Raw genomic sequence first — 20651 nt, forward strand, 5'->3', positions numbered from 1 at the left:
GGAACTGATAAGTCCTGCCCAGGTTTTCCCCTTGCTCTTAGCGCCAGCTCATTCACCCACAGTCGTTGCGGAGGAACGTGCGCCATATTTGCTCAACAGTTTCAGCGTCACGCCATTCGTCCAGCCGAAACCGTCCTGCAACTCATATTCGCCACCTCCCCCGCCATCTCCCCGCCCGGATACGTCGTACTTCTCTACCAGCTTGTCTTCCTTGCGGTAAAGATTGTGTACCTGTTGCAGGAAGCGAGTGCCAATCTGCTGCGCCAGCGCGGTGTGCCCATAGCGATCCAGCCCCTCAACCGCCACCCACTGCAGCGGTGCCCAACCGTTGGGTTCGTCCCACTGCTGGCCATTGCTGACCTGCGTGGTGGCAATGCCGCCAGGGCGCAGCAGACCATCACGAACTGCCTCGGCCGTGCGATTGGCGTGGTCCGCGGAGGCAAGGCCGGTGTAAAGAGGAAACAGCGTGGCGGCTGTCAGTTGCGGGCGTTGACGGCGCTGCTGCCAGTCGTAGTCCACGTAAAACCCTGCATCGGCATTCCACAAATGTTGCTCAATGGCACGCTGCCGCCGGTCCGCGCGCTGACCATAGGCCTGGACGCATGGCGTGTTTTGCACGGTTTCACACGCCTTGGCGATGGTGCGCTCCAGGTGATAGAGCAGGCTGTTCAGGTCCACGGGCACAATGGATGTGGTGCGTATGGTTGCCAGGTTCTGGCCGTCGCCGAGCCAGCGCGAACTGAAGTCCCAACCGCTCTCCGCCCCGGCACGCAGATCACGCCAGACCTCTTGCCTGGATCTGTTCGAGGCCTGTTCAGCGGTTTTGACATCTTGCAGCCAGGACTCCTGTCGCGGCGTCGAACGGGCATCCCAATAGCGATTGAGCACGCTGCCATCGACGAGCTTGACCACGTGTTGCGCGGCGGCACCCGGTTTGAGCCCCTCGGCGCCCTGCATCCAATAGGCGTATTCCTTCTGCAGTTGTGGAAGGTAACGCCCAAACGCCTGGTCACCTTCGATGTGCGCCTGCAACTGCACCATGTAAGCGAAGAATGGCGGTTGTGAGCGGCTCAGGTAGTAGGTGCGATTGCCATTGGGAATGTGCCCGTACGTGTCGATCATATAGGCAAAGTTATCGGTCATCTGGCGCACCTGGGCCTGATCACCGCTTTGTTCAAGCCCGAGCATGGTGAAGTAGGAGTCCCAGTAGTACATCTCGCGAAAGCGTCCGCCTGGAACGACATAGGGTTGTGGCAAGGGCAACAGGCTGCTGTAGGGCGGCACTTGGCGATAGGTACGGCTTAACACGGGCCAAAGGCTGTCGATGTGCTCTTGTATGGGCGCGCCCGGTTTCGGTGCCGGGCTTTGCGCTGCGCCGGACTCGATGAAGTTGTCCTTCACGAAGGTTTCGAGATCGAAGTCGCTGTTGTCGCGACGAGCCAGGTATTCGGCACGGATTTTCGAGGGGTCGCGGGTGGGCAGTGCGTCGACGAAATGCTTCTGGTCGGTGAACAGTTGGTTGTTCTGCACGGCTTCGAACAACTCGGGATATGCCTGGTCGGGCGGCAGATTGGCCCGTTCCTTGGCATCCATGTAGCCCCAGGTCGCGGGCGGTTGGCTTGAGCAAGCCGCGCACAGCAACGCTGCGAAGGACAGGCTGGTGAAATACAGTGGTCGCATCAGCGGCTCCATCATTTGTCGTTCCTGACAAACGACTGACACGGCCGAACAAACCCGGGTTCATTAAATGTCGCCGAATCGACAGCTGGAACAAGAGAGGCCACACTCAAGTTTTTCACAGGGTCTGGCCCGACCGCCCCAGGTTCAATGCCCCCCCGGTTTCGACGGATGACACTCAAGCGCGTATAGGCCCAGCCGATAACACATTAAGTCAACGGCCCCCAGGCCGCGCCGGCACTGCTGGTTGCATAGGGTAACTCTCGATGATTTTGCCGTTTAACCGTCTGCTGATGAGCTGCGTCCTGGTGTTCCTGGCTGCAAGCACAGCCGTGCCAAACGCCGCCGCAGAGACTGCGCTGCGCATCGTTACGGAAGAACTGCCGCCTTATAACATGACGCAGAACGGGCGAGTGACCGGTATGAGCACCGAGGTGGTCCAGGCGGTGCTCAAGGAGGTCGGCGTAGAGGCGTCCATCCAGCCCATGCCTTGGGCGCGGGCCTACGAACTGGCGCTCAATGAAAGTAACGTGTTGATCTATTCAATCGTTCGAACGCCTGCGCGTGAATCACTTTTCCAGTGGGTCGGGGCCATCGCCCCAACCCAGTGGTACATGTATTCGCTGGCTGAGCGCCCGGTAAAACTCAACTCGCTGGACGATGCGCACGGTCACCAGATTGCCACCGTCAATCAGGACGTGGGTGAGCAATACCTGGTGTCGAAGGGGTTCCGCATTGGTAAAGACCTGCAGTCGAGCAACAAGTACGAACACAACTACCGCAAGCTCAAGGTCGATCACGTGGAGCTATGGATTTCCAACGAGCTCAACGCGCTGTACCTGACCCGCCAGAATGGCGAAGACCCGGATAAAGTGTTGATCCGCTCGCTGCCGCTTCCCGAATTGAGCAGTCAGGACGGCTTGAGCATGGCGTTCAGTCGCAAGACGCCGGCCGCGACGGTCGAGAAATTCCGCTCAGGCCTGGAGACCATCCGCCGTAATGGCGTTTACGACGCCATCATGCGCAAGTGGCTATGACATGGCCGACGATTTTCGGACTGTCCCCATCCATCCGCCAAAAACCAGGACATTCAGCTCACTGGGACGGCGTCTGGTTTTGGCCACGCTGGTGTTCTGCCTGTGCTTTACCTTGGCGATGGTCACGCTGCGTACCTGGCAGGCCTGGGAAAACAATCTGGCGCAGATGAATTCCGAGCTGGTCCTGATCGACCAGGTGTTCCAGAACACCTTGGCCCATGCCATTTGGGAAATGGACCGTGAGTCGTTGGACAAGCAGATCACCAGCGTTGCGAATGCGGCGCCGGTGGGACGCGTGGCACTCAATATCCTGCGACCCGGACAGGCGCCAGAAATCATCGAGTTCAATCGATATGCCAGCAATGCATCCAGCGTGGCGCCGGTGCTGCATCGCCAGCTCGTCGCGCAGCCCTACATCGGCGCCAACGAAAAGGTCGGTGAACTGACCATCGAGGGCGATAACAACCTGCTTTGGGAACGCCTCTGGGACGAAGCCCGCAGCATCGTCATCACGCAGGTGATCCAGTCGTTGCTGCTGGCCGGCCTGGTCATGACCATGTTCAACCGCCTGGTGACCGTGCACGTTGTCCATATCGCCCGGCATCTGGGGAAACTCTCACCACAAACACTCAACTTCCACCTCAAGCTGCAACGTTCGGTCCGGCGCCAGGACGAGTTGAGCCTGCTCGAATCCAAAGTCAATGCACTGCAAGACAACCTCCACGCCCATCTGGAGCGCCAGCACTCGGACGAATTGGCCCTTGCAGCCAGCCGCGACCAGTTGGCCGAACTGGTCGAGGCGCGCACTTCGGAACTCAAGGCCGCCAACCAGGCCCTCGAAGCGCTGTCGCGTCACGATGCCTTGACGGGCTTGGCCAACCGTCGTTACTTCGATGAACTGAAGGATGTCGAATTCCGCCGTGCGATCCGCCACAACACCCCGCTGGCCGTGCTGATGTGCGATGTGGATTTCTTCAAGATCTACAACGACACCTACGGCCATATCAAGGGGGACGAGTGCTTGAAACAGATCGCCGGGACCCTGCGCAGTGTCTTCGGCCGCTCCGGCGAACTGACTGCTCGCCTGGGGGGTGAGGAGTTTGTCGTGGTATTGCCCAATATCAACGCCAGTCAGGCATGCGAGGCAGCCCAGCGGTTTCGTGAAAGCCTGGCTGAACTTGCACTGCCCCATGGCGGCTCAGCGGTTTCGCCCTTTGTCACCCTGAGCATCGGTGTCGCCGAGCTGGACACCAAAACCATGGACCACTTCGATCAACTGCTGCAACGCGCCGACCAGGCGTTGTACCGGGCCAAACGCCAGGGGCGCAATTGCGTCGCTTTATAAAACCACCGTGTGCTGCGAGGTCTGTATGCACTATCGTCTGAAGCTCTGCTCCTGCTTGCTCCTGGCCCTGATCAGCGTGAAAAGTCACGCCGAGGCGATCGAAGTCGTGACCGAAGACTCGTTATACGCCTACCTGCGTGAAGGCGCGCTCGTCGGCCCGGGCACTCGAATAGCCGACGAAACCTTGAGAGGCGCAGGGATCAGCGATTACCGCATGTTGCTGTACCCATGGGCACGCGCTTACGAAAAAGCGCTGCATGAACCCAATGTGATGATCTTCCCGCTCGATCGCACCCCGGCCCGTGAGCAGATGTTCAAGTGGGTGGGTGAAATCCATCGGGCGACGACCAAGCTTTACAAGCTGCGTGGACGTGACGGCATCGCCGTTGACAACCTTGAAGACGCCAAGCAGTACACCATAGGCGTGGTGCGCAATGACGCCAAGCAGGTTTACCTGCAGCAGAAAGGCTTTACCCGGCTGGTGGTATCGGCGGACAACCACGATAACTTTCAGAAACTGTTGAATCAGCAGATTCAGTTGCTGCCGATGCCCGAGAACACTGCGCGCCTGATGAGCAAAGATGCCCAAGTGGATTTCACCACTCTGGAGGAGGTCTTTTCCCTGGATGAACAACCCCACCGAGTTCACATGGCGTTTAGCCTGAGCACCCCAGACGAAATCGTCACCCGGGCTCAACAAGCTTTCGCGAAGCTCAAGGCTTCAGGCGAAGTGGATCGGATCATGACTGAAGAGCGTTAGCGGGTAAGCCTAATGCAGTACGTGCAGGCGGGGTGATTTGCTGACGCTGACCCTCCTATGGCAGGCTTGGGCCAGAGCTTTTTTCCGCGGTTCACGCGGTCACTGCAAGTCGGCAATGAGGCCCTCCCATGAGCAAAGCGCCCTATGTACCGCCCAGAGTCTGGAAATACAACGCCCCGTCTGGCGGCCAGTTCGCCAACATCAACCGCCCTACCGCCGGGCCGACCCATGAAAAAGTATTGCCAGTGGGCGAACATCCGCTGCAGCTCTATTCACTGGCCACGCCCAATGGCGTGAAGGTGACCATCCTGCTGGAAGAGCTGTTGGCGCTGGGGCACACCGGCGCCGAATATGACGCCTGGCTGATTCGCATCAACGAAGGCGACCAGTTCTCCAGTGGCTTTGTCCAGATCAACCCGAACTCCAAGATCCCGGCGTTGCTCGATCGCAGCGTGGAGCCGGCGATCCGGGTTTTCGAGTCCGGTTCGATCCTGCTGTACCTGGCGGAAAAGTTCGGCGCCTTCCTGCCCACCGATCCGGCCGGGCGCACCGAAACCTTGAACTGGCTGTTCTGGCAAATGGGCGCAGCCCCCTATCTGGGCGGAGGCTTCGGGCATTTCTATGCTTACGCGCCCGATAAACTTGAGTACCCCATCAATCGTTTCACCATGGAAGCCAAACGCCAGCTCGACGTCCTGAATCGCCGTCTTGGCGAAAGCCAATACCTGGCCGCAGACAGCTACACCATCGCCGATATCGCGGTCTGGCCCTGGTATGGTCAATTGGTGCGCGACAACGTGTACTCGGCTGCCGAGTTCCTGGCTGCCCACGAATATACCCATGTGCAACGCTGGGCCGAGGAGATCGCCAATCGACCGGCAGTGATCCGGGGGCAACGAGTGAACCGCACGTGGGGTGATGAAGCGAGCCAAGTGCCGGAGCGGCATCGGGCTGAGGATCTGGATTGAAGGGGCCGGGCCGGTCTTTTCCTGTCAGCACCGGATAGCAACCGCTGTGGGCCGGGCGCTATCCGAATCGCTGACCGCTGCGCGGATTAAACACGAATCGTGAATCGATGATTGACTTTTCAGCCATTGAACCTGCAATCGCATTCCCTATGCTGGCATGACTGCTCATTGAGCGCGGCGCATCGTGAGGCCCTCCCGGCGCGCCTTCCGATCACTCGCGAGAACCGTCATGAAAGGCCCCAGAACGCTCTACCAGAAGCATATAGATGCCCACACCGTCTGTACGCTGGACGACCATGGCCATGTGTTGCTCTACATCGACCGCCAGGTCGCCAACGAATACACCAGCCCCCAGGCCTTCAGCGGCTTGAGAGAGGCGAACAGAACGGTATGGCGCCCGTCATCGACGTTGTGCGTGGTCGATCACGTCAACCCGACCGCGCCTGATCGCGTCGCGGCCATGCCGGATGCGGGTGGCGCGCTTCAGGTTTCTTACTTCGAGCGGAACTGTCGAGACTTCGGAATCGAGTTGTTCGATGTCCTGGACAAGCGACAAGGCATTGAGCACGTGGTTGCCCCTGAGCAAGGCTTCATTCTTCCCGGGATGGTCGTGGCCGCAGGTGATAGCCACACAACGACCTATGGCGCGCTGGGCGCCTTTGGTTTTGGTATCGGCACCTCGGAAATTGAACACCTGCTCGCCACACAGACGTTGGTCTATAAACGTCTGAAGACCCTGCGCGTGAATGTGCACGGGCGGATGGGCGCAGGCGTCACCTCCAAAGACATCATCATGGCCTTGATCCGCGACATCGGTGCGTCCGGTGCGACGGGCTACGCCATCGAATTCTCCGGCCCCACCATTGAGTCCCTCAGCGTCGAAGCGCGCATGACCATCTGCAACATGGCCGTAGAGGCCGGTGCCCGTGGGGCTTTCATGGCGCCGGACGAAAAGGTGTACGCCTACCTCAAAGACAAACCGCGAGCCCCGAAAGGGGCGCTATGGGAGCAGGCTGTCGAGAAATGGAAAACGCTTTATTCCGACCCTGGAGCGCATTTCGACAAGGAAGTCGAACTCGATGCCAGCGCGTTGGAGCCGATGGTGACTTGGGGAACCAGCCCTGACCAGGCCGCGCCGATTGGTGAGTGCGTACCGGATCCGCGCCTGGAGAGCGACCTGATCCGCAGGCAGGACCCTGCAGCGTGCACTGCGCTACATGGGCCTTGAGCCGGGAACCCGACTGGCCGGGGTGCCGATCAGTCACGCCTTTATCGGCTCCTGTACCAACGCACGCATCGAGGATCTGCGCGATGTCGCGCGCATCGTTCGGGGTCGCAAAGTAGCGGCGAGCGTGCGCGCGATGATCGTACCGGGCTCCACACGGGTACGTGATCAGGCGCAAGCGGAGGGGCTGGCGCAGATCTTCAAGGATGCCGGCTTCGAATGGCGCCAGTCCGGCTGCTCGATGTGCCTGGCGATGAATGATGATGTGCTGTCGCCGGGTGATCGCTGTGCCTCCAGTACCAACCGAAATTTCGAGGGCCGTCAGGGCGCCGGAGCAAGAACTCACCTCATGAGCCCGGCGATGGTCGCCGCCGCAGCGATTTGCGGCCACCTCACCGACGTTCGTCAACTGTCCATGGAGAGCTGAAATGCAGCCATTCACCATCGTTCGCGGTATCGCCGCACCGCTGCCCGCCGCGAATGTGGACACCGACGTCATCATGCCCAAGCAGTTCCTCAAGGGCATCGATCGCAATGGGCTGGACCGCGGGGTCTTCTTTGACTTGCGTTTCCTGGCCGATGGCGTCCCCAATCCGGCGTTCATTCTCAATCAGGCCCCTTGGGATCACGCCAGTTTCCTGATCACCGGACCTAATTTCGGTTGTGGTTCCAGCCGCGAGCACGCGGTCTGGGGGCTGAAGCAACTGGGTATACGCGCACTGATCGGCACGAGTTTCGCTGGTATTTTCTACGACAACTGCCAGCGCAATGGTGTTCTTCTCATTCAATTGAAGGAGCCAGAACAGCAGGAGATCAGCCATCTCGTTGGGTCACCTGAAAACTCGCAGATCACGATCGATCTGCATGCCCAGCAGATTCACCTTAAAACCGGAAAGATGATTGGGTTCGAGATGGACCCCTTGCGTAAAAAAGCGCTGCTGGAAGGTCTCGATGCGATTGGTACAACGCTTGAGCACACGTCACGAATCCGCGACTTCGAGGCACTGCACCATCGTTTGAACCCCTGGCTTGCCTGAGCCTCGAGCGAACAAGGGCCTGCGTAGCCGGCCAGAACCGCCGTCAGGCGCGGGCCGTCTCCGGTAGCCGCAGCCTTTTCAAATAGCTCTCCAGAAACTCCACGCACACGCGAAGTTTGGCCGAATCCGCCAGCCTGGTCGGATACACCGCCCAGACGTTCGCGCTTTGGGTGTAATCGGGCAGCACGCGGACCAGCTTGCCTTGATCCAACAGTGGCTGAACATCCCACAACGACCGCAGAAGCACCCCGCGCCCAGCCAAGGCCCATTGCAGTACGATTTCTCCGCTGTTGGATGACAATCTGCTGCTGACCCGTACAACCTCATCGCGGTTGGCCTGATTCAAATGCCACACACCGAATGGATTGTTCCGCTCCTTCAGGACCAGACAATCATGATGAGCAAGATCCTTGAGAGTGATCGGGACCCCTCGCCGCTCCAGGTAATCCGGTGTGGCACAGAGCACTCGGTGGTTACTGAGCAGCTTGCGGCTGATGTGATGGCCCGGCAAGTCGTCACCCACGCGGATCTCCAGATCAAAGCCTTCGGCAACGATGTCTACCACGCGGTCGAACACATCCAGCCGCACCTCCAGTTCCGGGTAGATCGATGACAACTCTGCAATCGCAGGGGCAACATGATTGCGCCCAAAACCGAAGCTGCTGCAAATGTGCAGCAGGCCACGAGGGGCTTGGCGAATCTCGGTGAGCTCGCCAACGAAATCATCCATGTCGTCGAGAAAGCGAATCGCCCAGCGCTGGGTTTTTTCTCCCGCTTCAGTCAGCGCAATGCGTCGAGTGGTGCGATGCAAAAGCCGCGTGCGCAATGTCTGCTCGAGCACGCGAATCCGTTTGCTCACGAAGGCCGGCGAGAGCCCAAGCTCATCCGCGGCACCGGCAAAGCTGGATTTGCGAATGACGGTCAGGAAGACCCGAAGGTCCTCCGGCAGAGGCGTTTGAACACGAAATGTGTTTTCTGGTGTCATGACTGCCCGGCCTGCTCCACTTTTTTGCGAAGAATAGCATCTACTGATCCGCCCCCCGTCAGCTTATGCCCAACCCGTTCGGCAGCCCCAGGGAGATGGCCGGGATGTCAGTGATCACGATCAGAACCAGCAGCAAGGCAAACTTCGAGAGACGCCTTCGGCCACCCCGAACGGGCGACCGTGGCTGGGGAACTTCAGTTGGATTGGTTGGCCGCCTGGGCCGCTTCGATCAGTTCGGTACCGATCTGCGTTTCGAAGGCTTTCCAGGCAGGACGCACGGCGTTGCGCCAGGCATCACGTTGCTGTGGGGTCAGGCTGATGATCTCGCTCTTGCCCGAATCGATGATGCCCTGCTTGGCCTTCTGATTGAGCACCTCGGCCTGCTTGTTCACTTCGACAGTGACCTCATCGATGATCTGCTCCAGCTCATCGCGTACATCTGCCGGCAAACCATTCCAGAATTTGGTGTTGGCGATCAGCAGGTAGTTGCCGATGGCATGGTTGGACTCGGTCATGTACTTCTGCACTTCATAGTATTTCTGGGAATAGATGTTCGACCAGGGGTTGTCCTGAGCATTCACCACCCCCGTCTGCAGGCCCTGGTAGATCTCGGCGAACGCCATCTTGCGCGGCACTGCGCGCAATGCGCTGTATTGCGCGGCCTGCAGGTCAGAGGGCTGCACGCGGAACTTCTGCCCGCGGGCATCACTTGGCTTGACCAGCGGCTTGTTCGCGGTCAACTGGCGCATACCGTTGAGCCAATAGGCCAGCCCGGTGATGCCCTTGCCTTCCATTGACCTGAGCAGCGCCTTGCCTTTGTCCGACTGTTGAAAGCGCTGCGCTGCCGCCACGTCGTCGAACAGGAACATCAAGTCGAACAACTGCAATTGCTTGGTGTACTGCTCCAGTTTCGAGGGTGCCGGCGCCAACATCTGCACCTCACCCAGCAGCAACGCTTCCATCTCCTTGCCATCGCCGTACAACGACGAATTGGAGTAGACCTGCACTTCGACTTTACCCGGCAGGCGCTCCTCCACCAACTTCTTGAACATCAGGGCGCCCTGCCCCTTGGGCGTGCTGTCGGCGGTGATGTGGGAGAACTTGATCAGAATCGGCTCGGCGGCCTGGACAGACAACGCACCGACCAGGGCAAAGCTGGCAAGCACCCCGGTCAGGCCACGACGCACGGATGGATACTTCATGGTGAGCTCCTATTGTTTTTGTTCGAGCGTTGGGGACGTATCCCCCTCAGTCCGTTTGGACTCTACCCCCCGCCCCTACGCCACTGAAATTCATATTTGAACAATGCTGCCTTCGGCTTTCACGAAGGCTCGACCATGGAAGCCTCCCGTTGTTCGCTGCTCATCAGGTGTTCGAGCATCTGGCGTGCCGTCATCGACAGCGCTTCCAGGCTGCGCACGGCAATCTTCAACTCGCGACGCGCCCAGGGATCGTCCAGCGCAATGACCTGCACATCAAGCGCCGGCAGATAGGTCCGCACGGCAAGCTCCGGCAGGATGCCGATCCCCATGCCGGTGTGGATCATCCGGCAAATGGCTTCGAAGCTGCGCACCTGGATACGCAGGCGCAATGGCGTGCCCAAGTGACGCGCTGCCTGTTGCAGCAGGCCGTGCAACGAGGCGTCCTGCTGCAACCCGATGAAGTCGTAGCTGACCGCTTCGTGCAGGCTGATGCGGCTGCGCTCGGCCAGCGGATGCGCGCGTGGAGTGACCAGCACCAACCGATCGTGGCGGTAGTTGAATACCTGCAGCTCGTCGGCGGGCACATGGCCGGCGAAGATGCCGATATCGGTAAGCCCTTCGCGCACCGCACGGATGGCTTCGCTGCTGACCCGCTCTTCCAGATCGATTTTGACCTGCGGGTGCAACCGGGTAAAAGCACTGAGGTCCTCGGGCAAGAATTCGATCACCGCCGAGGTGTTGGCGTGAATGCGCACATGCCCCTTGACCCCCTCGCTGAACTCGCTGAGGTCGGCATTCATCTGCGCAAGGTTGTCCATCATATTGCGCGCGTGATGCAGCAGCGCATGCCCGGCCGGCGTCAGTTCGACGCCCTTGGGCTGGCGGTAGAGCAAGGCGATTCCCAGCTGGTTTTCCAGGTCGCTGACCCGTTTGCTCACCGCCGCCAGGGCCAGGTGCTCGCGCTCGGCGGCCTTGGTCAGGCTGCGCTCATCGGCGATGGCGACAAACAGCTTGAGGGTGACGAAATCGATACGACGCATAGGCGCGGCCTCCTGTCAGTCGTGTATCACGACGTGCAGCACGATGAAGAACAGTTTCAAGGTTCTCACAGGTGGTACTTCGCAGGATACGAAGCCTGGCTTGGTCATTGATCAATTGTTCAGTCCATGGGCCTGAGCCATCCTGCCTGACAAAGAACAGCGCACGACCCAAAGGTGCAGACATGACAGAACAACACGCAAGCAGCATGGCGCTGCAGGGCCTGAAGGTCCTGGAGATGGGCCAACTGATCGCCGGCCCGTTCGCCAGCAAGATGCTCGGTGAGTTTGGTGCCCAGGTGATCAAGATCGAGCCGCCGGGTGTTGGCGACCCGCTGCGCAAGTGGCGCAAGCTCAAGGACGGCACCTCGCTCTGGTGGCATGTGCAGTCACGCAACAAGCAGTCGTTGACCCTCAACCTGAAAGCAGCGGAAGGTCAGGAGATTGTTCGCCGGCTGGTGGCCGAAGCCGATGTACTGGTCGAGAACTTTCGCCCCGGCACCCTGGAAAGTTGGGGACTGGGCTGGGACACGCTGTCGAAGATCAACCCGCGCCTGATCATGCTGCGCATCTCCGGCTACGGGCAGACCGGTCCCTATCGCGACCGTCCCGGCTTCGGTGTCATCGGCGAGGCCATGGGCGGCCTGCGTCACCTCACCGGTTATCCGGGTCAGGCACCGGTACGGGTCGGCATCAGCCTGGGCGATTCGTTGTCTTCCCTGTATGGGGTCATCGGCGTGCTTCTCGCTTTGCAGGAGCGCCAGAACAGCGGCATGGGCCAGTTCATTGACGTGGCGCTGTACGAATCGGTGTTTGCGATGATGGAAAGCCTGGTGCCGGAGTACGACGCCTGCGGATACATTCGCGAGCCCGCCGGCAGCGCTCTGCCGGGTATCACGCCGTCCAACTCCTACCCCTGCAACGACGGGCATTTCGTACTGATTGCCGGCAATGGCGACAGTATCTACAAACGATTGATGCACCTGATCGGCCGCCCGGATCTGGCCGAGGACCCGCGCCTGGCGCATAACGACGGACGCGGCGAACACGCCGAGCGCATCGATGCGGCCATCGCCGAGTGGACCCAGCAACGCGACCGGGACCAGGTTCTGGAGGCACTGAATCAGGCGTTGGTGCCGGCCGGTTTCCCCTACACCGCCGCCGATATCGTCAAGGACCCGCACTACCTCGCGCGCCAGATGATCGAGACCGTCCAAACCAGCGCCGGCGCGCTGAAAGTGCCGGGTGTGCTGCCCAAACTCAGCCGCACCCCAGGGCGTCTCGGCGCCGGCGGCCCGCAATTGGGCGAGCACACCGACGACCTGCTGGCCGGTCTGGGCCTGAGCGGCGAACAGGTCCGCGGCCTGCGCGAGCGCGGCATCATCTGAACAAGGACGCGCCTGCAAAACAGCTTGCGCTCCTCACCGTTACCCGGAGAACCGCCCCATGAGCAAACGCCTGTACATCCAGGAAGTCGTCACCCGCGACGGCTTCCAGAGCGAAGCCCAGTTCATCCCCAGCGAAGACAAGATCGCCCTGATCGATCGCCTGGCACAAACCGGTCTGGCGAAGATCGAAGTCACCTCCTTCACCTCGCCCAAGGCGATCCCCAGCCTGCGCGATGCCGAAGCGGTGATGCGCGGCATCCGTCGCGTGCCAGGGGTGGAATACAGCGTGCTGGTGCCCAATGTGAAGGGCTGTGAGCGGGCATTGGCCTGCGAGGTTGACGAGATCAACCTGGTGATGTCGGCCAGCGACAGCCACGGCGTGGCCAACCTGCGCATGACTGCCGAACAATCGCTCGAGCAGTTCCGCCAGATCATTGCCGTCAGCCAGGGTAGCGGCGTGTTCATCAATGCCTCGTTGTCGACCGCCTTCGGCTGCCCGTTCGAGGGTCAGGTCGCCGAAGCGCGGGTCCACGGGCTGATCCAACGCTTGCTGGACATTGGCGTGCAGGGCGTGACCTTGTGTGACACCACTGGCATGGCCGATCCGGCGCAGGTCGCGCGCATCTGCCGTGAAGCCCTGGCGCGCTGGCCGCAGACCCCGTTTACCCTACACTTTCACAACACCCGAGGCATGGGACTGGCCAATGCCCTGGCGGCACTGGACGCCGGTATTGATCGTTTCGATGCCTCGCTCGGAGGGCTGGGCGGCTGCCCCTATGCACCTGGCGCCAGCGGTAATATTTGCAGCGAGGATCTGGTGCACATGTTCCAGCGCATGGGCCTGGACACCGGTGTCGACCTGGACAAACTGCTGGCGGCGGCGGCCACCCTGCCAACGCTGGTCGGTCACCCGGTGCCAGGGGCAATTCTCAAGGCCGGCAAGTCCGACCGACGCTATGCAAAAGCTCAATAGATACCAAGCCGGTAGCCTCGGGCCGAGGCTACCGCGCCGATAGTCGAGCGCCTCACCGCCCCCTCCAGAATCGGCCGATATTGTTATTGCGCCCTGCACAGACCATTCAAATCTGCTGGCTTTATAGCCGGAGCAGCTGCCTTGTAAGCTCCCTCTCGATCCATCTTGGCGACAAACCCGGTGAGTGATTACCGATCATCGATCCGGTTTGAGCGCGACGGTATCCGTCGCCATCGGTGTCTTCGATGTCGCCACGGATCTTCTCTTCGCAGACTGGGAGTCAACGATGAAGCTACAGGTCAATGAACGCGAACTGGAAGTGGATGCGCCCGTCGATATGCCGCTGTTGTGGGTCATTCGAGACCTCATGAGCATGACCGGCACCAAGTTCGGTTGCGGTATGGGCCTATGTGGCGCCTGCACCGTGCATATCGACGGCTCGCCCCAGCGCAGTTGCATCACACCGGTCGGCGCCCTGGCCGGTAAAAAAATCACCACTATCGAGGGGCTGTCAGCCGATATCAGCCATCCGGTTCAGCGTGCCTGGACCGAACTGGATGTGGTCCAGTGCGGCTATTGCCAGTCCGGTCAGATCATGGCCGCCGCTGCATTGCTGGCCAGCAACCCTGCCCCCACCGACGCCGACATCGATCAGGCCATGGCCGGCAATCTATGTCGTTGCGGTACGTACCAGCGCATTCGTTTGGCAATCCACCGGGCCGCCGAACTGAGCAAAGCCTGACCCCATTCTCTCAGCCACCTTTCAGCCAGGGAGTGCTCTGCAATGAATGCCATGATTGTCTCTTCTCGTCGCAGTTTTCTTAAGTCTGGTGCCGTGCTCGGCACTGGCCTGATTGTCGGTTTCACGGTGCCCGCTGGCAGACGCCTGATGGCGCAAGACCTGGAGTCCGCCGAATTCGCGCCCAATGCATTTCTGCGCATAGCAGCGGATGACAGCATCACCATTTTCCTGGCTCATTCCGAGATGGGTCAGGGGGTCTGGACCACCCTGACCCTGCTCATCGCCGAAGAACTGGACGCGGACTGGAGCACACTCAAGGTCGAGCATGCGCCGGCTGCCGCCGTCTATGCCAGTCTGCGGCGTGGGTTTCAGGGCACGGTCGGCTCTTCCAGCATTCGTGATGAGTTCGAGCGTTATCGCCGGGCGGGCGCAATGGCGCGGGCGCTGTTGATCCAGGCAGCGGCCATTCGTCTTGGCCAGGCCCCCAGCGCATTGCGCACAGAACATGGAGAGGTCATCGCCGGCAACACCCGTCTGCGCTATGGCGAACTGGCCGAACAGGCCGCCACGCTCCCGGTTCCAGATCCAGCGACGCTGCCCCTGAAAGATCCGGCAGCCTGGACGCTGATCGGCAAGGGCGCCTTGCGGCTGGACTCGCCAGAAAAGATCAGCGGTCGCGCGAAGTATGGCATCGACGTCCAGTTCGAAGGATTGCTCTGCGCCGTGGTTGCACGGGCGCCGATGCTTGGCGGCAGCGTCCGCGCCTTCGATGCGACCCAGGCCAAGGCCCTGCCCGGCGTACGCCATGTGGTTCAAGTCCCCAGCGGCATTGCAGTCGTCGCTGATCACTACTGGGCGGCCAAGCGCGGGCGCGATGCGCTGCAAGTGCAATGGGAAGCTGCAAGCGGCACCGTCATCCTCGACAGCGACCAGCAACGCCAGGATTTAACCGCCCTGACCCACACACCAGGTGAAGTCGTCACGCAACGCGGCGAGGTGGAGCAAGCCCTGAAGTCTGCCCGCAAGGTAGTCGAGATGGCGTACAGCGTGCCCTACCTCGCGCACGCCACAATGGAGCCACTCAACTGCACCGTGAAGCTCAGCGACGATGGCTGCGACATCTGGGTCGGCAGCCAGATGCAAACGTTCAATCAACGAACCGCGGCAAAGATCACCGGTCTTGCCCCTGAGCAAATCCGTATTCACACCACCTTCCTGGGCGGCGGTTTTGGCAGGCGTGCCCTGCAGGATTTCATCGCCGAAGCGGTGGAAGTCGCCAAGGCTGTGAATGTGCCGGTGAAAACCCTCTGGAGTCGCGAGGATGATATGCAGGGTGGTTACTACCGGGCAGCCTTCGCCCAACACCTGCGCGTTGCCTTGGGGGCGGACGGGCGACCGGTGGCCTGGTCGCAAACCACGGCGGGGCAATCGATATTTCCGGATGCGTCGGGCATTCACCCGACGTCTGTCGAAGGCATGAGCGACTCGCCCTACATCATGCGCAGCCCGGCCTATCGGGTCCAAGCGCACGCCCCTCGGTCAAACATTCCGGTGTGGTATTGGCGCTCCGTTGGGCACAGCCACAACGCGTTCGTCATGGAGAGCGCGGTGGATGAACTGGCACACGCCGCCGGACAGGACCCACTGGCGTATCGCCGCCTGCTGCTTGAATCGGACCCACGGCACCTGGGCGTGTTGAACCTTGCCGCCGAACGCTTCGGTTGGGGGCGCACGCCAGCACCGGGACGCGGCCACGGCCTCGCCGTGCATCAATCATTTGGCAGCTACTGTGCTCAAGCGGTGGAGGTTTCCATCGAAGGTGGGAATATCCGCGTTCATCGCGTGGTGTGCGCGATCGACTGCGGCATCCCGGTCAACCCTGACAACATCAAGGCACAGATGGAAAGCGCTATTGTCTTCGGCCTCAGCGCAGCGCTGTTCGGGCAGATGAGCATCAAGGAGGGTCGTATCCAACAGTCCAACTTTCACGATTACCGGGTGCTGCGCATCAACGAAATGCCGCAGATCGAGGCGCATGTACTGCCCAGCACCGAGAGCCCTGGCGGTGTGGGCGAACCCGCGACGCCCCCCATCGCTGCGGCCGTGGCCAACGCGGTCTTCGCCCTGACGGGTCAACGCTTGCGCGAACTGCCGTTGCGTCCATCGAGCAGTACATGAAGCGAAGGCCTTCAGGTCAGCGGGCCAAAGCGTTCGGCATACAGGGCGCTCACCCACTCGACAAACACCTTGAGTCGTGGAGAGAGCTGGCGGTGATAGGGATACAACACCGAAATCGGGAGTCCGGGACTGGGCCAGCCACCGAGGACCTCGACCAACTCCCCTGACGCCAGGTATTGCTCCACGCGAAAGCGCGGCACCTGGATCAGTCCACAGCCGTTCAACGCACAGCAACAGTAAGACTCGGCGTCATTCACTGAAATCCAGCCCCCCGGCTCCAGCTCGACCACTTGGCCGTCAATGACAAAGGTGAACGGGTAACGTATGTCATGATTGCTGGCAAAGAAGCCCACGGCCTGATGTTCAGCAAGCTGCTGTGGAAACATAGGCGTGCCGTGTTCGGCCAGATAGCCGGGGCTGGCACAGACCACTTCAGGCATCAACGCCAGCCGCTTGGCCACCAGCGACGAATCACGCGGGTTACCGGCACGGACCACGCAATCGACGCCTTCGCTCACCAGATCCACCAGCCGGTCGCCGCAGCTGATGACCAGGTTGATTTGGGGATAGCGCCGATGAAAATCCTGGATGTTCGGCAGGATGATCCGAGTCGCATGGGTCCCGTGCAAATCCAGACGCAAAGTGCCGCGCGGATTCGCCACGACCGTGCTGAGTGAAGACTCGGCGTCCTCCAGATCTGCGAGCACAGCCTTGCATCGCTCATAGAAGGCCTGACCGTCGAGTGTCGGCCGCACCCGCCGGGTTGTACGCTCGAGCAGACGCGCACCGAGCTGCCGCTCCAGCTCCTTGATGGCCAGCGTAGCTGTGGCCCGCGGGATATTCAGACCGTTGGCGGCACGAGTAAAACTGCCTTGCTCGATGATGCGAATGAACAGTTGCAAGGCATCGAATTTATCCATCGTGTGACGCCCTTTTATTGGTGAGAGATGAACAGTCTTACCCGCGATGCCTGACTAATCCACCCCATCGAAGCAATCAGTATCACTTTCACGACGGTGCAAGGTCCAGCGTGGGCCGATTGTTTATGGGAGGTGAATGGTCATGGCAGCCCCGTCGATTTATCCATCGCCAGGAAGACACCACACTGTCCTCGTCAACCTTTTGATAAACGACTCCAGGACATCATTCAGATGAAACCGACATCTCACGCTCCCAATGCTGAACAGCCCTCGAAGCTGGTCGTCCCGGCCCTGGGTATTTTTTATCAATGGGGCGAGCCTCTCGCCTATGCAATGCTCCGGTTATGCCTGGGGATCATCATGGTGACCCATGGCTTGCCCAAGCTGTTGGGAACTTCACACGGCTCGATGGCGGATCCCATGGCGGGTTCGATTCACTTGATCGCAAACGTCCTGCACCTGCCATTCCCCGCGCTATTGGGCCTGTTCGTCGCCTGGCTTGAAGGTTTGGGTGGGTTGCTGCTGGCGCTAGGATTGGCCACCCGGCCGTTGGCGGTGGCGATGGCCATACAGATGGCGGCGATCGCTTACATCCTTGGCCCGAACTGGCCCTGGATAGACCGTGGCATCGAATACCCGGTGTTGATGGGCTTTCTGTTCACTTACATCGCCTTCAAGGGGGCCGGTCGTCACTCACTGGACCGCCTATGGGGGCGTGAATTCTGACGTCTGCGCGACGCTTATCGACCGGCATCGGCTGACAGTCGATAAGCACGGCGGTTAAATGAGCAACGGATTCACCCGTGTTCAATCATCGTTGAATGGAGCGCTCGGATTCCTTTCACCCGGCGCCCCAGGCCGCTGGATCGTGGCGCAGTTCGAATCATAGCCCTGCCCCTCGAGTTGGGCGCGTGCAAAAGCAAACGCTTCATTCAACGAGCCATGCATCACCCCATCATGCCCCAATCCTTCATAGGTTTGCCAGGTGACCTGGTTTCCAGCCGCGCACAGCGCCGCCGCCACCGCGTACTGTCGTACCGGGGTGATGGTCTCATCGGCCTGGCCGGTGGCAATCAGCAATGGAAAAGCGATCGTTGCCTGGGGCATATCGGTCGTGGGCGTGCGCAGTGCGCTCAACGCTCGCGCACTGATGGTCAGCAACTGCGAAAACGAACCGATTTTCAGCTCCCGCGACTTGAGGGCAATTTCCCGCGTACAGCTTTGCCGGGCAACGTCGAGAAGCTGCAGCCCTTCAGGCGTCAGTAGGTCGTCTATTCGGGGCGCGTTGTCGCGTAACCCGCCAGTGGCCAACGACAGGAAGATCGTATTGGAATGGCGCGCCTCAAGCGCGATGGGCCCGTCGGGGAATGTGCTATTGGGCGCTGTGATAACCGCACCGAGAATATTGAGTTCAGGCGCATAGCTGGCGGCGAGTATCGACGCGCCCAGAGCGGCGCCGCCCCCCTGGGACTGCCCCGCCAGGAACGTGCGGTTGGCAATCACACCGGGCTTGAGTGCGCGGGCGGCACGGACCGCATCCAGGACAGAGCTGCCTTCGGCCTGCCAGACCGTATAAGGGTGAGGCCCTGGCCCACCCAGGCCTTGATAATCAGTGGCCACGACGGCGAATCCGCGCTCCAGCCAACGATTGATGTACGCAGCGTCACGCGCTCTGAACCCGGTCCACGAGGGCGCGCATATGTCGGCGATCCCCAGCGTACCGTGGGCCCAGGCCAAGAGCGGCCAACCTTCAGACGGAGCAGGACCGCTCGGCAGGAACAGCGTGCCGCTGACAGGCACCTGGCCTGAGTGCCAACGCTGGTCCGTGGAACTGTAGAGCATGCGTATGGTTTGCGCCGCGGCTGGCACCCGCTCCTGCGGTTTGAGCGTTTCGCTCCTCAGCAAGACACCGGGAACAGTGGGCATTGGATCCTGCCAGCGATAAAACGCAGAAAGCTCCATATCACCTGCGGCACGCCCGACCGGAAGTTCACCGGCAGCCATTGCGTTGAACGCAAGGGTCATGATGCTCCCAAGACAGATCCGCGTCACAAGTGAAGAAGCAAGGGTTCGAAGAATCAGCATTTAGCGTTCGCCTCATGATGAAGAAGGCCCCAGCACAATGGTCTGGAGGCCACGAGAGTCAGTGTTCAGGATCAGGATGACTGGCCGGACGGCGCACTACGCCAGTGCCTGACGCAACGCAGTGGCTTGGGTGAAAATCACATCCCGTACGACAGGTGCAACTTCATTGAATCGCAGGAACCCGTGGGTCATGTTCGCAAGGACTTCCAGGTGCGTCGCCACACCGGCAGCGTGCAACTTATCCGCCAGCTCACAGTTTTCGTCGTACAACGGATCAAGTTTTCCGACGATCAAGCGCACAGGCGGGAGTCCAGCCAGATCAGCGGTGATCGGCTGCACCCGCCAGTCATCTTCATCCTCGGCCAGGTAGCTCGCCCAGTAAGCATTCATCGTTTTGGCAGACAAGTTCTGCCCGCCATACCCACCGAGTCTCTGCCACGAATCGGAAGAAACACCTCGGGAATAGGAGCCGTAGAACAACATCAGCTGTCGCAACGTATCCATTCCAGCGTCGCGCAGCGCAAGGGCGGCGCCCAGGGCCAGATTGGCGCCCGCCGAGTCGCCACCCAGAGCATACCCCCGCACCGGACAATGAGTGATTGTCCCCAGGTTGATGACCCTGCTGACTATCGACAACACCTCGTTAAACGCCACTGGAAAACGGTACTCCGGCGAGAGGGCATAGCCGATGGACAACACCGCCAAGCCGCTGTCACGCACCAACTGGCGCAGAGGAGCGTCCCAATCGGCGAGTGCTCCGTGTCGAAACCCGCCGCCGTGACAATAGAACAGCAGCAAGGGCGTCTCTACGTCTTGCGGCCAATACAGCTTGCACGGAACAACCCGACAATTGACCGAAAACTCCAACATGCGCTCGCAGGACAAAGGCACGCTGGGTCGCGACGCCCATGCGCTGATTCGTTGCAACTGCGCGCGAACCTTCTGAATCTCTCCTTCGACGACAGGAAGCAGACCCAGCTCGCGTAACGTCGCCGCGACGCTGACCAGGTCTGGATGAACCTCGTTCGGATCGACGAGCACCCCGTCTGTCCCCTCACCGCCCACTTTCGGGTTTTCGCACTTCCCACCGAG

The 20651-nt window shown here is 60.5% G+C and carries 17 protein-coding genes and 1 pseudogene; 11 read left to right on the top strand and 7 right to left on the bottom strand.

What is annotated here, in order from left to right; genetic code table 11:
• Positions 1–48 precede the first annotated feature (48 nt).
• The gene (treA, locus tag PSH91_RS15265) at positions 49–1680 is read right to left on the bottom strand and encodes an alpha,alpha-trehalase TreA (RefSeq protein WP_305466064.1); all 1632 of its coding nucleotides are present in this window, start codon (positions 1678–1680) and stop codon (positions 49–51) included.
• A gap of 263 nt (positions 1681–1943) precedes the next feature.
• Here treA and PSH91_RS15270 point away from each other — a divergent pair, with 263 nt between their 5' ends.
• The 6 genes and pseudogenes from PSH91_RS15270 (at position 1944) to leuD (ending at position 8049) form a co-directional block, all read left to right on the top strand.
• Positions 1944–2714 carry an ABC transporter substrate-binding protein gene (locus tag PSH91_RS15270; RefSeq protein ID WP_047225614.1) on the top strand — a complete coding sequence of 257 codons (771 nt, stop codon included), beginning with the start codon at positions 1944–1946 and terminating at the stop codon, positions 2712–2714.
• Position 2715: 1 nt separating this feature from the next.
• Entirely contained in the window at positions 2716–4059 is a 1344-nt protein-coding gene (locus tag PSH91_RS15275) for a diguanylate cyclase (RefSeq protein WP_160892140.1), read from the top strand.
• A 25-nt stretch (positions 4060–4084) separates the two neighbouring features.
• Complete coding sequence (locus PSH91_RS15280) at positions 4085–4819, top strand: ABC transporter substrate-binding protein (protein ID WP_107322814.1); 735 nt, start codon at positions 4085–4087, stop codon at positions 4817–4819.
• 128 nt (positions 4820–4947) lie between these two features.
• Positions 4948–5787 carry a glutathione-dependent disulfide-bond oxidoreductase gene (yghU, locus tag PSH91_RS15285; RefSeq protein WP_107322815.1) on the top strand — a complete coding sequence of 280 codons (840 nt, stop codon included), beginning with the start codon at positions 4948–4950 and terminating at the stop codon, positions 5785–5787.
• A 229-nt stretch (positions 5788–6016) separates the two neighbouring features.
• A pseudogene (gene leuC / locus PSH91_RS15290) lies at positions 6017–7439 on the top strand (3-isopropylmalate dehydratase large subunit).
• A gap of 1 nt (position 7440) precedes the next feature.
• Positions 7441–8049, top strand: coding sequence for a 3-isopropylmalate dehydratase small subunit (leuD, locus tag PSH91_RS15295; protein WP_047225609.1), 609 nt, complete (start codon positions 7441–7443; stop codon positions 8047–8049).
• 43 nt (positions 8050–8092) lie between these two features.
• Here the strand turns inward: leuD and PSH91_RS15300 are convergent, their stop codons facing one another.
• The 3 genes from PSH91_RS15300 to PSH91_RS15310 form a co-directional block, all read right to left on the bottom strand.
• Complete coding sequence (locus PSH91_RS15300; protein WP_047225608.1) at positions 8093–9034, bottom strand: LysR substrate-binding domain-containing protein; 942 nt, start codon at positions 9032–9034, stop codon at positions 8093–8095.
• Positions 9035–9228: 194 nt separating this feature from the next.
• On the bottom strand, positions 9229–10236 hold the full coding sequence (locus PSH91_RS15305; RefSeq protein WP_047225607.1) for a TRAP transporter substrate-binding protein: 1008 nt from the start codon (positions 10234–10236) through the stop codon (positions 9229–9231).
• Between the two features lie 119 nt (positions 10237–10355).
• Complete coding sequence (locus PSH91_RS15310) at positions 10356–11276, bottom strand: LysR family transcriptional regulator (RefSeq protein WP_047225606.1); 921 nt, start codon at positions 11274–11276, stop codon at positions 10356–10358.
• Between the two features lie 182 nt (positions 11277–11458).
• Here PSH91_RS15310 and PSH91_RS15315 point away from each other — a divergent pair, with 182 nt between their 5' ends.
• The 4 genes from PSH91_RS15315 (at position 11459) to PSH91_RS15330 (ending at position 16554) form a co-directional block, all read left to right on the top strand.
• A complete protein-coding gene (locus tag PSH91_RS15315) occupies positions 11459–12661 on the top strand; it encodes a CaiB/BaiF CoA-transferase family protein (protein WP_305466067.1) in 1203 nt (400 codons plus the stop codon).
• 58 nt (positions 12662–12719) lie between these two features.
• Positions 12720–13634: a hydroxymethylglutaryl-CoA lyase gene (locus PSH91_RS15320; protein ID WP_076384231.1), complete on the top strand. Its 915-nt coding sequence runs from the start codon at positions 12720–12722 to the stop codon at positions 13632–13634.
• A gap of 286 nt (positions 13635–13920) precedes the next feature.
• Positions 13921–14376 (top strand): (2Fe-2S)-binding protein, encoded by a 456-nt coding sequence (locus PSH91_RS15325; protein WP_305466069.1) that lies wholly within the window; start codon positions 13921–13923, stop codon positions 14374–14376.
• Between the two features lie 42 nt (positions 14377–14418).
• Positions 14419–16554 (top strand): xanthine dehydrogenase family protein molybdopterin-binding subunit, encoded by a 2136-nt coding sequence (locus PSH91_RS15330; RefSeq protein ID WP_305466070.1) that lies wholly within the window; start codon positions 14419–14421, stop codon positions 16552–16554.
• 11 nt (positions 16555–16565) lie between these two features.
• Here PSH91_RS15330 and PSH91_RS15335 read toward each other — a convergent pair whose 3' ends face one another.
• On the bottom strand, positions 16566–17474 hold the full coding sequence (locus tag PSH91_RS15335) for a LysR family transcriptional regulator (protein WP_107322817.1): 909 nt from the start codon (positions 17472–17474) through the stop codon (positions 16566–16568).
• 231 nt (positions 17475–17705) lie between these two features.
• Here PSH91_RS15335 and PSH91_RS15340 point away from each other — a divergent pair, with 231 nt between their 5' ends.
• Entirely contained in the window at positions 17706–18200 is a 495-nt protein-coding gene (locus PSH91_RS15340; RefSeq protein ID WP_047225600.1) for a DoxX family protein, read from the top strand.
• An 81-nt stretch (positions 18201–18281) separates the two neighbouring features.
• Here the strand turns inward: PSH91_RS15340 and PSH91_RS15345 are convergent, their stop codons facing one another.
• Both PSH91_RS15345 and PSH91_RS15350 read right to left on the bottom strand, forming a co-directional pair.
• Positions 18282–19499, bottom strand: a complete 1218-nt coding sequence (locus PSH91_RS15345) for an alpha/beta fold hydrolase (protein ID WP_240539563.1) — start codon at positions 19497–19499, stop codon at positions 18282–18284.
• 156 nt (positions 19500–19655) lie between these two features.
• On the bottom strand, positions 19656–20600 hold the full coding sequence (locus tag PSH91_RS15350) for an alpha/beta hydrolase fold domain-containing protein (protein WP_274090170.1): 945 nt from the start codon (positions 20598–20600) through the stop codon (positions 19656–19658).
• Positions 20601–20651: the final 51 nt, after the last annotated feature.

Source organism: Pseudomonas sp. FP1154 (assembly GCF_030687245.1).
Lineage (GTDB): Bacteria > Pseudomonadota > Gammaproteobacteria > Pseudomonadales > Pseudomonadaceae > Aquipseudomonas > Aquipseudomonas rhizophila.

Bases quoted from the DNA above. Each gene is read 5' to 3' on its own strand.
- PSH91_RS15335 (WP_107322817.1), bottom strand. From the start codon at position 17,474: ATGGATAAATTCGATGCCTTGCAACTGTTCATTCGCATCATCGAGCAA.
- PSH91_RS15320 (WP_076384231.1), top strand. From the start codon at position 12,720: ATGAGCAAACGCCTGTACATCCAGGAAGTCGTCACCCGCGACGGCTTC.
- PSH91_RS15300 (WP_047225608.1), bottom strand. From the start codon at position 9,034: ATGACACCAGAAAACACATTTCGTGTTCAAACGCCTCTGCCGGAGGAC.
- PSH91_RS15270 (WP_047225614.1), top strand. From the start codon at position 1,944: ATGATTTTGCCGTTTAACCGTCTGCTGATGAGCTGCGTCCTGGTGTTC.
- PSH91_RS15345 (WP_240539563.1), bottom strand. From the start codon at position 19,499: ATGACCCTTGCGTTCAACGCAATGGCTGCCGGTGAACTTCCGGTCGGG.
- PSH91_RS15305 (WP_047225607.1), bottom strand. From the start codon at position 10,236: ATGAAGTATCCATCCGTGCGTCGTGGCCTGACCGGGGTGCTTGCCAGC.
- treA (WP_305466064.1), bottom strand. From the start codon at position 1,680: ATGCGACCACTGTATTTCACCAGCCTGTCCTTCGCAGCGTTGCTGTGC.
- PSH91_RS15315 (WP_305466067.1), top strand. From the start codon at position 11,459: ATGACAGAACAACACGCAAGCAGCATGGCGCTGCAGGGCCTGAAGGTC.
- PSH91_RS15325 (WP_305466069.1), top strand. From the start codon at position 13,921: ATGAAGCTACAGGTCAATGAACGCGAACTGGAAGTGGATGCGCCCGTC.
- PSH91_RS15330 (WP_305466070.1), top strand. From the start codon at position 14,419: ATGAATGCCATGATTGTCTCTTCTCGTCGCAGTTTTCTTAAGTCTGGT.
- PSH91_RS15340 (WP_047225600.1), top strand. From the start codon at position 17,706: ATGAAACCGACATCTCACGCTCCCAATGCTGAACAGCCCTCGAAGCTG.
- leuD (WP_047225609.1), top strand. From the start codon at position 7,441: ATGCAGCCATTCACCATCGTTCGCGGTATCGCCGCACCGCTGCCCGCC.
- PSH91_RS15275 (WP_160892140.1), top strand. From the start codon at position 2,716: ATGGCCGACGATTTTCGGACTGTCCCCATCCATCCGCCAAAAACCAGG.
- PSH91_RS15310 (WP_047225606.1), bottom strand. From the start codon at position 11,276: ATGCGTCGTATCGATTTCGTCACCCTCAAGCTGTTTGTCGCCATCGCC.
- PSH91_RS15280 (WP_107322814.1), top strand. From the start codon at position 4,085: ATGCACTATCGTCTGAAGCTCTGCTCCTGCTTGCTCCTGGCCCTGATC.
- yghU (WP_107322815.1), top strand. From the start codon at position 4,948: ATGAGCAAAGCGCCCTATGTACCGCCCAGAGTCTGGAAATACAACGCC.